13 protein-coding genes and 1 pseudogene are annotated in these 14,964 nt (G+C 69.3%); 12 read left to right on the top strand and 2 right to left on the bottom strand.

The window, feature by feature from the left end; translation table 11 throughout:
* From K9U41_RS17130 to K9U41_RS17100, 7 genes and pseudogenes are all read left to right on the top strand, one after another.
* Positions 1-394, top strand: a pseudogene (locus tag K9U41_RS17130) (shikimate dehydrogenase); the annotation flags it as partial.
* A gap of 9 nt (positions 395-403) precedes the next feature.
* On the top strand, positions 404-2,125 hold the full coding sequence (locus tag K9U41_RS17125) for an FAD-dependent oxidoreductase (protein ID WP_282642089.1): 1,722 nt from the start codon (positions 404-406) through the stop codon (positions 2,123-2,125).
* On the top strand, positions 2,122-3,921 hold the full coding sequence (locus K9U41_RS17120; protein ID WP_282642088.1) for an FAD-dependent oxidoreductase: 1,800 nt from the start codon (positions 2,122-2,124) through the stop codon (positions 3,919-3,921). Before K9U41_RS17125 ends, K9U41_RS17120 begins: the two co-directional genes overlap by 4 nt.
* Positions 3,911-4,522 (top strand): NIPSNAP family protein, encoded by a 612-nt coding sequence (locus K9U41_RS17115; protein WP_282642087.1) that lies wholly within the window; start codon positions 3,911-3,913, stop codon positions 4,520-4,522. Before K9U41_RS17120 ends, K9U41_RS17115 begins: the two co-directional genes overlap by 11 nt.
* 11 nt (positions 4,523-4,533) lie before the next feature.
* Positions 4,534-5,367, top strand: a complete 834-nt coding sequence (locus tag K9U41_RS17110; RefSeq protein WP_282642086.1) for a sugar phosphate isomerase/epimerase family protein — start codon at positions 4,534-4,536, stop codon at positions 5,365-5,367.
* 33 nt (positions 5,368-5,400) lie between these two features.
* Positions 5,401-6,204, top strand: a complete 804-nt coding sequence (locus K9U41_RS17105; protein ID WP_282642085.1) for an SDR family NAD(P)-dependent oxidoreductase — start codon at positions 5,401-5,403, stop codon at positions 6,202-6,204.
* 44 nt (positions 6,205-6,248) lie between these two features.
* Positions 6,249-7,139 carry an NAD-dependent epimerase/dehydratase family protein gene (locus K9U41_RS17100; protein ID WP_282642084.1) on the top strand — a complete coding sequence of 297 codons (891 nt, stop codon included), beginning with the start codon at positions 6,249-6,251 and terminating at the stop codon, positions 7,137-7,139.
* 11 nt (positions 7,140-7,150) lie between these two features.
* Here the strand turns inward: K9U41_RS17100 and K9U41_RS17095 are convergent, their stop codons facing one another.
* Positions 7,151-8,032: a helix-turn-helix domain-containing protein gene (locus K9U41_RS17095; protein ID WP_282642083.1), complete on the bottom strand. Its 882-nt coding sequence runs from the start codon at positions 8,030-8,032 to the stop codon at positions 7,151-7,153.
* A 269-nt stretch (positions 8,033-8,301) separates the two neighbouring features.
* Between K9U41_RS17095 and K9U41_RS17090 the strand changes: the two genes are divergently transcribed.
* The 5 genes from K9U41_RS17090 to K9U41_RS17070 all read left to right on the top strand — a co-directional run bounded on the left by K9U41_RS17090 (position 8,302) and on the right by K9U41_RS17070 (position 13,348).
* Positions 8,302-10,014: an FAD-dependent oxidoreductase gene (locus K9U41_RS17090; RefSeq protein ID WP_282642082.1), complete on the top strand. Its 1,713-nt coding sequence runs from the start codon at positions 8,302-8,304 to the stop codon at positions 10,012-10,014.
* Positions 10,015-10,081: 67 nt separating this feature from the next.
* Positions 10,082-11,326 carry an ABC transporter substrate-binding protein gene (locus K9U41_RS17085; protein ID WP_282642081.1) on the top strand — a complete coding sequence of 415 codons (1,245 nt, stop codon included), beginning with the start codon at positions 10,082-10,084 and terminating at the stop codon, positions 11,324-11,326.
* A gap of 80 nt (positions 11,327-11,406) precedes the next feature.
* Complete coding sequence (locus K9U41_RS17080; protein WP_282642080.1) at positions 11,407-11,763, top strand: NIPSNAP family protein; 357 nt, start codon at positions 11,407-11,409, stop codon at positions 11,761-11,763.
* Complete coding sequence (locus tag K9U41_RS17075; RefSeq protein WP_282642079.1) at positions 11,760-12,578, top strand: SDR family NAD(P)-dependent oxidoreductase; 819 nt, start codon at positions 11,760-11,762, stop codon at positions 12,576-12,578. The genes K9U41_RS17080 and K9U41_RS17075 overlap by 4 nt, the downstream gene beginning before the upstream one ends.
* Positions 12,575-13,348, top strand: a complete 774-nt coding sequence (locus K9U41_RS17070; RefSeq protein ID WP_282642078.1) for an SDR family NAD(P)-dependent oxidoreductase — start codon at positions 12,575-12,577, stop codon at positions 13,346-13,348. The genes K9U41_RS17075 and K9U41_RS17070 overlap by 4 nt, the downstream gene beginning before the upstream one ends.
* Before the next feature lie 58 nt (positions 13,349-13,406).
* Here the strand turns inward: K9U41_RS17070 and K9U41_RS17065 are convergent, their stop codons facing one another.
* Positions 13,407-14,774: an MFS transporter gene (locus tag K9U41_RS17065; protein WP_282642077.1), complete on the bottom strand. Its 1,368-nt coding sequence runs from the start codon at positions 14,772-14,774 to the stop codon at positions 13,407-13,409.
* Between the last annotated feature and the right edge of the window lie 190 nt (positions 14,775-14,964).

Raw genomic sequence — 14,964 nt, 5'->3', positions numbered from 1 at the left:
CGCGGGTTCCGCCATCGCCCTCGCCCTGATCGATGCGGGCGTCGCCGAGCTTGCCATCCATGACGCCGACGGGGCGCGGCGCGATGCCCTCGTCGCCCGCCTCAACACCCTCGGCAAGGGCCGGGCGGTGGCGGGGTCCACCGATCCCGCCGGCTTCGACCTCGTCGCCAATGCCACGCCCATGGGCATGAAGGAGGGCGATCCGCTGCCCGTGGATGTGAGCAGGCTCGCGCCCGCCACCCATGTGGGCTGTGTCATCACCCAGCCGGCGGTGTCGCCGCTGATCGCCGCCGCCCGCGCCGCCGGCTGCCCCACCTCCACCGGCACCGAGATGTACTTCGCCCTGCAGGAGAAGATGGTGGACTTCCTGCTGCGCACCGACTCCAACGCTTGAGCCGGCGCCATGATCACCACCCTGGATGCCCTCCCCCCAAACGATGTCTATGACCTCGTCGTCGCCGGCTCCGGAGCCGGCGGCATGGCGACGGCGCTGTTCGCCGCCATCGCCGGTCTGAAGGTACTGCTGGTGGAGCGCACCGAATATGTCGGCGGCACCACCGCCTTGTCCGCTGCCACCACCTGGATCCCCATGAACCGGCACTCCACCGAGGTGGCGGCCGACGACAGCCTCGGGAAGGCCGAGCGCTTCCTGGACGGCGTGGTGGGCAACCGTTCCCCGGCGGTGCTGCGACGCGCCTTCCTGGAGAGCGGGCCTGAGGCCATCGCCACCCTCGAAGACAAGTCGCAGGTGCGCTTTCGCCCCTACGCCACCCATCCGGACTACGAGCAGGACCATGAAGGCGCCACCTTGCGCGGGCGGGCGCTGGAGCCGGTGCCCTTCGACGGTCGCAGCCTCGGTGCGGACCTCGCGCGCATCCGGCCGCCGATCCCGGAATTCACCCTCCTCGGCGGCATGATGATCGACCGCACCGACATCGGGCACCTGCTGGGACTGACGAAGTCCTGGCGCTCCTTCCGGCATGCCGCCGCGATCCTCGCCTGGTACGGCCGCGACCGGCTGGCGCAGCGGCGCGGCAGCCGGCTGGTGATGGGAAATGCCCTGATCGGGCGCATGCTCGCCTCCCTGAAGGCGCGCGACGTCCCGATCCTGCTGGAGGCCACCGTCCGCGCCGTCGATGCGGGGCGCGGCGGCGTTGAAGGCGTCACCGTGGCGCAGAACGGCTCGGAGCGACAGATCCGCGTCCGTCGTGGCCTGGTGATCGCGGCGGGCGGCTTCAACCGCCACCCCACCCGCCGGGCCGAGCTTCTGCCCCGGCCGACACCCGCCTACAGCCCGGCCGCGCCGGGGCATACCGGCGCCATGCAGGACCTCGCCATGAAGCTCGGGGCACGCTTCGGCACGGAGGGCGACCAGCCGGCCTTCTGGGCGCCGGTCTCGGTGCGCCGCCGCGCCGACGGTTCCACCGCCATCTTCCCCCATTTCGTGATGGACCGCTCCAAGCCCGGCACCGTGTGCGTGGATCAGACCGGGCGGCGCTTCGTGAACGAATCCACCTCCTACCACCAGTTCGGCAAGGCCATGTTCGCGGCAAACCGGGATCGGCCGACCATCCCCTGCTTCATCATCACCGATGCGGTGGGCCTGAAGAAGTTCGGCCTTGGCATGGTGCGCATGGGCACGCGCAACCTGCAGCCCTTTCTCGACGACGGCTATCTGGTGGAAGCGCCCACTATCGCTGCCCTCGCCGCGAAGCTGAACATGGATGCCGGCGTACTGGAAAAGACCGTCGCCGCCATGAACGCCTCTGCGAAGACCGGAGTTGATGCGGAGTTCGGTCGCGGCACCACCGCCTATCACCGGATCAACGGCGATGCGGCGCACGGACCCAATCCGACCCTCGGCCCGATCGAAGCCGCGCCCTTCTACGCCGTGCGGCTTTATCCCGGCGACATCGGCGCCGCCACCGGCCTCGTCATCGACGAATGGGCGCGGGTGCTGAAGGCGGACGGCAGCCCGGTTCCCGGCCTCTATGCCTGCGGCAACGAGGCCCAGTCCATCATGGGCGGCAATTATCCCGGCCCCGGCATCACTATCGGCCCCGCCATCACCTTCGCCTATCGCGCCGTGCGCCACGCCTGCGAAGCCGGGGAACAGCGGCCATGAACCGGCATCCCGGCCCCATCGCGCCATCGGCGGCCACACATCACCACGCACCGCGAACCTGCGACCTCGTGGTGGTGGGCTCGGGAGCGGGCGGCCTTGCCACCGCCGTCACCGCCGCCTTCCTCGGCCTCGAGGTGGTCGTGGTGGAGAAGGATGCCAAGATCGGCGGCACCACCGCCTGGTCGGGCGGATGGATGTGGATCCCGCGCAATCCGCTGGCGGTGGAGGCCGGGATCGTCGAGGACATCGAGACGCCGCGCACCTATCTGAAGGCCGAACTGGGCAATGCCTATGACGAGGCCCTGGCCACCATGCTGCTGGAGCAGGGGCCGCGCATGGTGGATTTCTTCCGTCGCAACACCAGCCTCGCCTTCGTGGATGGCAACGCCGTTCCCGATTTTCACGATACCTCGCCCGGCGCGGCCAAGGGCGGGCGCTCGCTGTGCGCGGCGCCGTTCGACGGGCGGTTGCTCGGCGCGCGCATTTGCGACTTGCGCTCGCCCCTCGACCTCATCTCGCCCTTCGGCATGGGCATCGCCGCAGGGCGCGACATGCACCATTTCCTGGAGGCCACGCGCAACGCCTCCTCCTTCTCCCATACCGCCGGGCGCATCCTGCGCCACGTCATCGACGTGGCGCGCCACGGTCGCGGCATGAAGCTGGTCAACGGCAACGCCCTCATCGCCCGCCTGCTGAAATCGGCCGACGATCTCGGCGTCACCATCCTGACCTCGTGCCCGGCGCGCGAGGTGTTGGTGGAAGAAGGGCACGTGGCGGGCATCGTCGCCGGCTCCGGAGCCACGGTGCAGGAGATCCACGCGCGGCGCGGCGTGGTGCTGGCGAGCGGCGGCTTTCCCCATGACATCGCCCGCAAGGCGGCGCTGTTTCCCCACGCGCCAACTGGCCGCGAGCACTGGTCGGCGGCGCCGCAGACCAATAGCGGCGACGGCATTCGGCTCGGCGAGGGAGCGGGGGGCTACTTGCGCACGGACCTCTCCGACTCTGGCGCCTGGGCACCGGTGTCGCAGGTTCCGCAGGCCGATGGCACCACGGCGTCCTATCCCCACCTCGTCGAACGCGCCAAGCCCGGCCTCATCATGGTGCGACGGGACGGGCGGCGTTTCGCCAACGAAGCCGATTCCTATCACGACGTGATGCGCGCGCTGCTGGCGGCGACGCCTCCCGGCGCGCCCGTGGAAGCCTGGATGATCTGCGACCATCCCTTCCAGCGCCACTATGGCCTCGGCCGCACCCGGCCCCGGCCGTTCCCCCTGCGCCCGTGGCTCGCCAATGGATATCTGAAGCGCGGCAGCAGCTTCGCCGATCTGGCCCGCGCCTGCGGCATCGACGCCGAGGGGTTCGAACAGACCCTCGCGGACTACAACCGCGCCGCCACGCGCGGCGAGGACCCCGCCTACGGGCGCGGCTCCAGCCTCTACAACCGGGTGCAGGGGGATGCGTCGCACCGGCCCAATCCCTGCGTCGCGCCCATCGCCCATGGACCATTCTATGCGGTGAAAGTGGTGGCCGGCAGCCTCGGCACCTTCGCCGGCCTCGCCACCGATGCCCATGCCCGGGTGCTGGACGGTTCGGGCACGCCCATCGCCGGCCTCTATGCGGTGGGCAACGACATGTCGAGCATGATGGGCGGGCGCTATCCGGCGGGCGGCATCACCCTCGGCCCGGCCATGACCTTCGGCTTTGTCGCCGCGCACCACGCCAGCGGCACCCCTCTTCCTTCCGACACCATCGACCGCGGACAGCGCCGTCCGCCCGGAGAGTCCCATGCGCTATGAACTTTTGTCCCTCACCATCCGCTTCGGCACCGTGCCGGCGGTGACCGCCGGCATCGAGGCCCATGCGAAGACGCCGGGCGCCGGCACGCTGCTCGGCTGCTTCGTCAGCGAGATCGGGGACCTCAACCGCGTCATCGTGTTCCGCAGCTTCGTCGACGACGCCGAGATGCAGGCCGACCGCGCCCGCATCCATGGCGCCACCGATCCCTTCGGCGCGGGCGACGCCATCGTGGAGATGGAGTTCACGGGCTATGCCCCCTATTCCTTCTCGCAGCCGGTGGTGCCCGGCAAATACGGCCCGGTCTACGAGATCCGCACCTATCGCGTGAAGCACGGCTGCCTGCCGGCGGTGGAGCGCGTCTGGGGCCCGGCGCTCCCGGGGCGCGTGGCCCTCTCCCCCCTCACCGTCGCCATGTACGCGCTGGAGGGCACGCCCCGCATCACCCACATCTGGCCCTATGCCAGCCTCGACGACCGCGCCGAGAAGCGCGCCCGCTCGGTCGCCGAGGGGGTATGGCCGCCGCCCGGCGGACCGGCGCTTCTCACCGGCGACATGCGCTCGGTCATCGCCTTGCCCACCGCCATCTCGCCGCTCACCTGAGGAGGTCGGCCGTGGAGCCCGTCTATTCGCTGGCCTATCTCACGAGCGCGCCCCTCGACGCGCCGGATGCGGTCTTGCTCGCCCATCGCCTCGGCTATGGCGCGGTGGGCCTCAGGGCGCTGCCGGCCACGCCGGGCGGCGAGGTCAACCCGTTGCTCCACCATCCTGCCGCGGAGCGGGAAACGCGGGCGCGCCTGGCTGATACCGGCGTCACCCTCTTCGACATGGAGATCGTGCGGATCGGCCCCGATTTCCGCGTGGAGGACGTGGCGGCCTTCCTCGATCTGTGCGGACGGCTTTCGGCCCGCGCGGTGCTGGTGGCGGGGGATGATCCCGACGAGGCGCGCCTCGTCCACTCCTATGCCGCCTTCTGCGCGGCGGCTCAGCCCTACGGCCTGACGGCAGACCTCGAATTCATGCCGTGGACCCATGTGCCGGACGCGAAGACCGCCCTGCGCATCGTCACCGCGGCGGGAGCGCCCAACGGCGGCATACTGGTGGATGCGCTGCACACCGCCCGGTCGGCGACGACGCTCGCTGATCTCGCAGCCATTCCGCGCCATCTGCTGCACTACGCCCAGATGTGCGACGCACCGGCCGAAGTCCCGACCACCGCCGAGGGCCTCATCCACACCGCCCGTGCCGAGCGCCTGCTGCCAGGCGACGGCGGGATCGACCTTGCCGGCATGTTCTGCGTGCTGCCCCGCGATCTCCCCATCAGCCTGGAACTACCCAACGTGACCGAGAAGCCGCGCCTCGGCATCGAGGAATGGGCGCGCCGCGCGCTGGAACGCGGACGGCGGGTCGTCCACGCGATCGAACATCGCCGGCCGGTCGCCGTCTGAGCAGAACAACAACCATCAGGAAGGAACGCCGCGATGGCGCAGGAGAACGGGGACTGGCTGGGCCTCAAGGACCGGCTGTGCGTGGTGACCGGCGGCGGGCGGGGCATCGGCCTTGCCATCGCGCGGGAGTTCCTGGCCGTCGGCGCACGGGTGGTCCTGCTGGGCCGCTCCGCTCCAGGTCTCGCCGCGGCGGCCGCGACCATCGATCCCGACGGCAGCCGCAGCGCGGTTCGGGCCTGCGATGTGGCCGACACCGCCAGCGTCGCCGAGGCCGCCGGCTGGGTGGAGGCCACCGTGGGGCCGGTGGACGTCCTCGTCAACAATGCAGCGGTCATGCGCCCCGGCGCCCTCGACACCCTGGACCCCGCCGACTGGCAAGCCCAGCTCGACGTGGACCTCACCGGCTGCCTGCGCACCGCACAGGCCTTCGGCGCGGGCATGCTCGCGCGGGGCTCGGGAGCGCTGGTGCACATCTCCTCCATCGCGGGAAGCAATGTGCAGCCGTCCAGCGGTGCCTACAGCGCGGCCAAGGCCGCCCTCATCATGCTGTCGCACCAGCTGGCGGTGGAATGGGGACCGCGCGGCGTGCGCTCCAACGTGGTCAGCCCGGGCCTCGTGGAGGCGCCCATGAGTGCCGCCTTCTATGCCGTTCCCGGCATACGCGAGAAGCGCGAGGCGTTCGTGCCCGCCCGGCGCATCGGAACGCCGGAGGATTCCGCCGCCGCGGTGGTCTTCCTCGCCAGCGCGCGGGCCTCCTACATCAACGGGGAGGAGATCGTCGTGGATGGCGGCCTCCGCCGCTCCCTCATGGGCCACATCCCGAGACCGGGATACTGAGGCGCCCCCGGTCCCGTCCCGCGATCGAGCACAGGGGTCAAGCCATGAAGATCCTCGTCACCGGCGGCACCGGATTCATCGCCGCCTGGATCATCCGCCGCCTCATCCGGCGGAGCATCGCCGTGCGCGTCCTCGACATCGCCAGCGACAGTGCCGCCGTGCGCGACATCCTCGGCGACCTCGCCCGCGAGGTGGATTGGCGCCTGGCCGATATCCGCGACACCGACGCCGTGCATGCGGCCGCGCGGGGCTGCGGCGGCATCGTGCACATGGCCGGCATCCTCACCCCAGCCTGCCGGGCGGATCCGGTGAAGGGCGCCCAGATCAACCTCATCGGCACCCTCAACGCCTTCGAGGCCGCCCGGCGCGAGGGCATGCCGCGCGTCGTCTATGCGAGCTCGGCGGGGGTGTTCGGGCCGCGGGACGGACGCATTCCCTTCCCCACCACCCACTACGGCGCCTTCAAGCTCGCCTGCGAAGGCAGCGCCCGTGCCTATTGGGACGATCATCGCATCGCCAGCATCGGCTTCCGGCCCTTCATCGTCTACGGGCCGGGCCGTGGCGAGGAAGGCGCCAGCGCCGGGCCGACGCTCGCCTGCCGCGCCGCCGCGCAGGGCACGCCCTATGTGATCCCCTATGTGGGCGCCGCCGGCATGATCTATGTGGACGACGTGGCGGCGGCCTTCGAGCAGGCCCTGTCCGCTCCGCTGGAGGGGGCGCACGCCTTCAACCTGGCCGGGCGCCAGGCCACCGTCGACGACGTGATCGCCGCCATCCGCCGCGAGGTGCCCGATGCGCGCATCACCGCCACCGGCTCTCCCATGCCCATCGCCGGGGCGCTGGCGCCGGATCACCTCGCCGACGTGCTGCCGGACCTTCCGGATACGTCCCTCGACACGGGCATCGCCGCCACCATCGCCTCTTACCGGGCGTGAGCGCCTGCATGCTATCGCGGTGCGGCACGGAACGCGGCCGGTGAGCGCCCCGCGTGGCGGGTGAAGAAGCGGGAGAAATAAGCCGGATCCTGAAAGCCGACGGCATGGCCCACCTCGCCGACGCTCATGCTGGTGTAGAGCAGGTTGCGCTTGGCCTCGATCATCAGGCGGTCGTGCATGAGCTTCAGCGCGCTCTTGCCCGCCACCGCCCGGCAGGCGGCATTCAGGCGGGCATAGGTGATGTTGAGCCCGTCGGCATAAAAGGTGAGCGGCTGGGCTTGCCGGAAATGCTCCTCGATGAGCCGGCGATAGCGCACCACGATATCGGCATCGCGGCGCATCAGCGGTCCTCCCACCGGCGCACCGCCATCCTTCAGCCGGGCCAGCGCGACCAGCACCCGCAGGAAGTGCGCGCCGATGGCCGCCCGCCGCCCCGGCGCCGCGCCGATGAATTCCCGCTCCAGCCACTGGAAGGCATCCAGAAGGCCGTAGCCATCGCCATCGGGTCCCTGGGCCGGATAGAGGCCCACGGCGGCGGGCACATCGGCAAAGACCGGATCCGTCTGCGCCATCGCCATCACGTAGGACGCGGCGATGGTGAGCGCGAAGCCGTCCGAGCCCGGTTCAAAGCGGATTTCGTGGACCGCCGTCGGGGGGATGACCACCACCGTGGGCGGATCGAGCTGCCACTCGTCATCCTCCACGCGGATGCGCCCCCCGCCCTCGGTCACGAACAGGAACTGGACGTGCTCGGGATGGGCATGTGGACGGATCGTCCAATCATGCACGCTCGAGCGGATACGGATGGCCTCCACGTGGAGGAAGTCGAGATCCACGTCCGCCAAGGCTTCGTCGTACAGAAAGAAGCTCGGGATCACATTTCGCCGTGTCATTCGCAAGTGCAGCATTGTCGTGACGTGACATGGAGGATGCTGCGACCTTACGAAAAGTACAACAGGATTTTGCTTTCATCCATTGTCGGCCCGTTTCGGCGGGCCTATCCATGGCACATCAACGAGCCGTCGAAGAGCTGGACAAGCCAGCCGCGGAGTGAGCGACGCCAATGCGTCGGTGCCGCGGTGCCATGCGATCACACAACGCCTTTTGCGCACAGGAAGCGCGGACTTCACACGCCCGGCGCGTGTCGAGGAGGAGCCTTTTCATGTCTTTGAGCGAACACGCCCCGCTCGTGTGCGACGTGCTGGTCATCGGGTCCGGAGCCGGCGGCCTGTCCACGGCGGTCACCGCGAGGAAGCACGGCCTCGACGTCGTCGTGGTGGAGAAGGAAGAGCATTTCGGCGGCACCACCGCCTTTTCGGGCGGCGTGCTGTGGATCCCCGGAAATCCCCATGCTGCGGCGCAGGGCATCACCGACACGCGAGACGCCGCTCGCCTCTATCTGAAGACCGAGACCGGCAATTTCTACCGCGAGGATGCGATCGAGTGCTTTCTCGACAACGGCCCGCGCATGCTCGAATTCTTCGAGCGCGAGACCGAGGTGAAGTTCGTCGCCTCCGCCTATCCCGACTACCACCCGGACCTGCCGGGCGGCGTGGATATCGGCCGCTCCGTCGTCGCCGCGCCCTATGATGCGCGCGGCCTCGGACCCGAGATGAACCGGCTCAAGCCGCCGCTCGCGACCATCACCTTCATCGGCATGATGTTCAATTCGTCCAACAATGAATTGAAGCATTTCTTCAACGCCACGCGCTCCCTCACCTCCGCGGTTTATGTGGCGAAGCGCCTTGCCAACCACCTGAAGGATCTTCTTTTGTACCGGCGCGGTGTCCAGGTCACGAGCGGTAACGCTCTGGCGGCCCGCCTCGCCAAATCGGCCTTCGACTGCGGCATTGCGATCCGCACGGGCACGGCGGCGGAACAGCTGATCGTCGAGGATGGTGCGGTGACCGGCGCCGTCGTGAAGGACGCGGCGGGCACCCAGCGCATCACCGCGCGCCGTGGCGTGGTGCTGGCCTGCGGCGGCTTCCCCCATGACGAGGCGCGCCTTGCGGGCATCTATCCCCACCGCCGGCGCGGCGGCGTGCATGTCTCGCCCACGCCCGAGGGCAATACCGGCGATGGCATCCGCCTTGCGGAAACCGTGGGCGGGCAGTTCGAGGCGCGCTTTCCCGATGCGGCGGCCTGGATGCCGGTGTCGAAAGTGCCCCTGGGCAACGGACGCTTCGGTGTCTTCCCCCACCTCGTGGACCGCTACAAGCCCGGCGTCATCGCGGTGAACCGGCACGGCCGCCGCTTCACCAACGAGGCCAATTCCTACCACGACGTGGGCGCCGCCATGATCGCCGACAGCGAGGGCGAGAGCGAGACCGTCGCCTGGCTGGTCTGCGACCATGCCACCCTCCGCAAATACGGCCTCGGCTTTGCCAAGCCCGCTCCGGTGCCGACCTCGCTCTATACCCGCACCGGCTATCTGCTGAAGGGCCGCACGCTGGCCGACCTCGCCCGCGCGGCCGGCATCGATGCCGCCGCCCTGGAAGCGACGGTGCGCACCTACAATGTGGGCGCCGAAAAGGGCGAGGACCCGGAATTCCGCCGCGGCTCCACCGCCTTCAACCGCTATCTCGGTGACCCCGACCACAAGCCCAACCCCACGGTGGCGCCCATCGATCAGGGGCCGTTCTATGCGGTGAAGATCGTCATGGGCGATCTCGGCACCTTCGACGGGCTGTCCACCGATCCGCTCGGCCGGGTGCTGGACACCAACGCGGCCCCCATCGCCGGCCTCTATGCCGTGGGCAACGATGCGGCGAGCATCATGGGCGGCAATTATCCCGGCGCCGGCATCACGCTCGGGCCCATCATGACATCGGGCTATGTCACCGGGCGGCACCTGGCCGGCGCCTCCGCCCACTGACGAAGATCAAGACAAGACAAAACAAAACAAAACAAAACAAAACAATGAACCCTATGGGGAGAACGCCATGGCCATGGATCGCAGGAGTTTTCTCGGCACAAGCCTTGCCGTCACCGCGTTCGGGCTCGGTCCGGTGGGGAAGGCCCGGGCCGCGGACGACACCATCCGCATCGGCCACATCACCGACATGTCCGGCATCTATCGCGACGTGGAGGGGCCGACCAGCGTCGCCTGCACCCGCCAGGCCATAGAGGAGTTCACCGCCGCCAATCCGGGCATCCGGATCGAGCTGGTGATCGCCGACCACCAGAACAAGCCGGACGTGGGCCTCACCATCATCCGCAAATGGTTCGACGAGGACGGCATCGACGTCATCACCAACGTGGGCAACAGCGCCATCGCCCTGGGCTCGCGCGGTATCCTGCAGGAGCGCGACAAGGTCTCCATCGTCACCTCCGCCGGCAGCTCCGACCTCACCGGCAAGAGCTGCAGCCCCAATCTCCTGCATTGGAGCTGGGACAGCTGGTGCCTCGCCCATTCCACCGCCACGGCGCTGGTGAAGACCGGCGGCACGAAGTGGTTCTTCGTCACCGCCGACTACGCCTTCGGCAATGCCGCCCAGGCGGACGCCACCCGCTTCGTGGAGGCCTCCGGCGGCAAGGTCGCCGGCGCGGTGAAATATCCCTACGGCTCGACTGCGGATTTCTCCTCCTTCCTGCTGCAGGCCCAGGCCTCCGGCGCCAACGTGGTGGCCTTCTGCAATTCCGGCACCGAGCTGATCACCTGCCTGAAGCAGGCGCAGGAATTCGGCCTCGACGCCGGCGGCAAGGTCCGCCTCGCCGCCACCGTGGGATACATCACCGACGTGATCGCCATGGGCCTGCCGGTGGCCCATGGCCTCTCCCTCACCGAGACCTTCTACTGGGACCTCAACGACCGCACCCGCGCCTTCATGAAGCGCATCGCCCCGAAGCTTCCGGCGGGCGTCTTTCCAAACATGAGCCAGGTCGGGGATTATTCCGGCGTCACCCATTATCTCAAGGCGGTGAAGGCGCTGGGCGTGCCCCGCGCCAAGGCCTCCGGGCGGGACACCATCGCCGTGATGAAGCAGATGCCCACCGACGACGACTGTTTCGGCCCCGGCCGCGTGCGTGAGGACGGGCGCAAGATCCACCCAGCCTATCTGTTCTCGGTGAAGGCTCCCGCCGAGAGCAAGGCCCCCGGCGACATCTACAAGCTCGTCTCCACCATCCCGGCCGAAGAGGCCTTCCGGCCTGTGGCCGAAGGCGGCTGCTCCTTCGTGCCGACCTGAATATGCCCGCCCCTGGGCTCCGTGACGTGCATCCCCGGGGCCTGAACCTCTCCGGGGTGCGAAACACATCAAGGATTGTCATGACCGGATACCGCATCGCGGACTTGCGCATCTACACCATCAAGCCCCGCGGCCTCGCCGAATTCATCGAGATCTTCGACACCCTCGCCATGCCGGTGCAATTGCGCCACCTGGGGCCGCCCATCGCCTTTTTCGCCAGCGACATCGGCCCGCAGAACCAGGTGGTGCACCTGTGGGGCTACGACAGCCTCGCCGACTATGACCGCCGCCGCATCGCGCGCGATGCCGATCCCGACTGGCCGGCCTATCTTTCGGCCTCCGGCCATCTGCTGGTGGCGCAGGAGAACCGCTTCATCAAGACGATCGACCTCGCCTCGGTGACCCGCTTCCTCGGCAGCGAAGGAGCGGCCCGATGAGCGTGCCCGACACCGGCTGGCTCGGCCTTCGAGGCCGCACATGCGTCGTCACCGGTGCCGGCGGCGGCATCGGACGCGCCGTGGCGCTCGCCTTCGCCCAGGCCGGCGCGAACCTTGCCCTCGCCGACAGGAATCCGGACACCTGCGCGAAGACCAGGGCCGAGGTGGCGAAGCTGGGCGTGCGCGTGCTGGCGCTGCACTGCGACATCTCGGAGGAGGCCAGCATCGCCTCTGCTGCGGCGGCGACGCTGGCGGCATTCGGGGGCGCCGACATCCTCGTCAACAATGCCGGCATCCTGCGGCCCGGCGGCATCGACATGGTCTCCACGGCGGACTGGGAGCACATGCTGAAGGTGAACCTCACCGGCTATTTCCTCACCACCCGCGCCTTTGGCGCGGCCATGCTGGAGAAGGGCGCGGGCGCCATCGTGCACATCTCGTCCATCGCCGCCAGCGAGCCCCAGCCGTTCAGCGGCGCCTACAGCCCGGGCAAGGCGGCGGTATCCATGCTGTCGCGGCAGATCGCCTTCGAATGGGGGCCGCGCGGCGTGCGCTCCAACGTGGTCAGCCCCGGCCTCGTGCGCACGCCCCTGAGCGAGCCCTTCTACACCGCACCGGGCATCGCCGAGAAACGCGAGGCCATGGTGCCGGTGCGCCGCATCGGCCAACCCTCGGAGATCGCCGACGTCGCCGTGTTCCTGGCGAGCGGGCGGGCGTCCTATGTCAACGGCCAGGAGATCGTGGTGGACGGCGGCCTCTCGCAGACCCTGATGAGCCTCGTGCCGCGACCCGGCTTCGGGGAGGCCGCGCCATGAGCCCGTCCGCAGTGATCACCGGCGCGGCCGACGGTATCGGCTGGGCCATTGCACGCACCTTGGCGGCCATGGGCTGGCGCCTCGCGCTTGTCGACCTCGACGAGGGCGCCACCGCCGCGCGGGCGGCGGAACTGGGCGCGGGCCATCTCGCGGTCCGCGCCGACGTGTCGGTGGAGGAGGACGTGACCGAGGCGCTGCGGCGGGTGGTCGAAGCCTTCGGCGGGCTCGATGCGGTGGTGAACAATGCCGGCATCGCCGACACCCACCTGCCCACGGTGGAGCAGGACGCGACGCGCTTCCGCAAGATCCTCGACGTGGACCTCACCGGGGTGTTTCTCGTCTCGCGGGAGGCGGCGCGGGTGATGCTGCCCCGGCGCAGCGGCTCAATCGTCAACATCAGCTCCATCGCCGGCATCACCGGCCTGCCCCGCCGCAATGCCTACGGGGCGGCGAAAGCGGGCGTGGTCGCCCTCACCCGGAGCATGGCGTGCGAGTTTGGGCCCGCCGGCATCCGGGTCAATGCGGTGGCGCCCGGCTATGTGGAGACCGCCCTCGTGACAGCGCTGGAGCGCGACGGCAGGATCGACCTCGGCCGCATCCGCCGGCGCATTCCGCTGGGCTTCCTGGCACAGCCGGACGACATCGCGCAGGCGGTGGCGTTCCTCGTCTCTCCCGCGGCACGCTATGTGACCGGCACCGTGCTCTGCGTCGATGGCGGATGGCAGGCCTTCGGCGACGCCGGCGATGCCTTTCCATCACCGGCAGGCTGAGACGATGTCGCGCCCGGCCGGCGCCTGGAACAGGGTCACGCCGGTGCGCTCGCGGGGCTCAATGGCTCAGCGAGGGCACCGGGCCGGCCGAGGCATCAGGCTTCGGGCCCAGCCACGCCTTGGTGAGGATCGCGAGGGTGGCGATCAGGGCAGGGACCGCCATCACCAGGAACACCGCCGCGGTGCCGAGCTGCCGCCGCCCGAGCTCGGCCACCAGGAACGAGCCGGCAATGCCGCCGAACCGTCCGATACCGAGCATCCAGGCCACCCCGGTGGCCCGGCCCCGGGTCGGATAGAACATGGCGGCCAGCGCGGGCAGGGAGGATTGCGCGGTGTTCATGACGGTTCCGGCAATGAAGACCGCCACCGTGAGCGGGCCGACCTGGCCGGCCACCTGGCCGATGGCATAGACCGCCAGCGCCGTGAGCAGGAAGCCGGCGGCCACCACCAGATCGGCATGGAAGCGATCCATGAGCCAGCCGGCAAGGATGGCGCCGAGGCCGCCAAGCGGGAACAAGGCCGAAATGAGCGTCGCCTGCGTGGGGCTGATGCCGCTGTCGCGCAGGATGATCGGCATCCAGTTGATGAGGCCGTAGAAGATGACCAGGCCCATGAAATAGGCGGCCCACAGGCACAGCGTGCCGAGGATGTAGGGCGCGGAAAACACCACGGTGATGCCGCCCCGGCCGACTTCCGCAGCGCCCTCGCCTTCATCGAGCACGAAGCGGGTCGCCCCCTTCGTGGCCGCGGAAATGCGCTGGAGAATGCGGCCGATCTTCTCCGCCGGGGCCCCATGTTGGGCAAGGTGACGTACCGATTCCGGCAGCAGGACAATCATCACCGCCACGAGCAGAAGCGGGGCGACGCCGCCGAGTTCCAGCACGCTGCGCCAGCCGAAGTGCGGGATCATCCAGGCCGCCACGAAGCCGCCGGCCGCCGCCCCCAGGGGGAAGCCGCAGAACATGGCATTAGTGACAAGTGCACGGCGCTTGGCCGGACAGTATTCGCTCACCAGCGTCACGGCATTCGGCATGGCGGCGCCGAGGCCCAGACCGGTGACGAAACGCCAGATCACCAGCGCATCGAGGCTGCCTGCGGTGGCGGCGACGAGGCTGGCGACGCCCATCACGCCCGCCGCGGCGAGCAGCACCAGCTTGCGGCCGAAGCGGTCGGCCAGGGGGCCGGAGCACAAGGCTCCGCCGGCGAGACCGAACAGGGCGGCGCTGAGCACCGGGGCGAGATCTGCCTTGGCGAGGTTCCATTCGCCCAGGAGCGAGGGGGCAATATAGCCGATGGCGGCAGTATCGAAGCCGTCCAGCAGGACAATCGCGAAGCACAGGGCGAAGATCAGCCACTGGAAGCCGGAGATCGGCTGTTCATCAAGAAACCGGCGGACGTCGATCGTCCGCTCCGCTGGCGTGGTCATGGTTTCCTCCCGCGCCGGTCCGCCGCAACCCGCGGCGGCCGGCTTGGCGTTTTTGGATTACATGTCGAAGAAGACGGTCTCGTTCTCGCCCTGCAGGCGGATGTCGAAGCGGTAGGTGGCGATGGCGTCCACCTCGCCGCGCAGGCCCACGAGGGTGTCGCGCCGCCCGACGTGCTCGATGGACTTCAGC

Source organism: Xanthobacter autotrophicus (assembly GCF_029991245.1).
Lineage (GTDB): Bacteria > Pseudomonadota > Alphaproteobacteria > Rhizobiales > Xanthobacteraceae > Xanthobacter > Xanthobacter autotrophicus_C.
The sequence above is the reverse complement of the archived record's forward strand: the minus strand, read 5'-3'. Positions and strand labels throughout refer to the sequence as shown.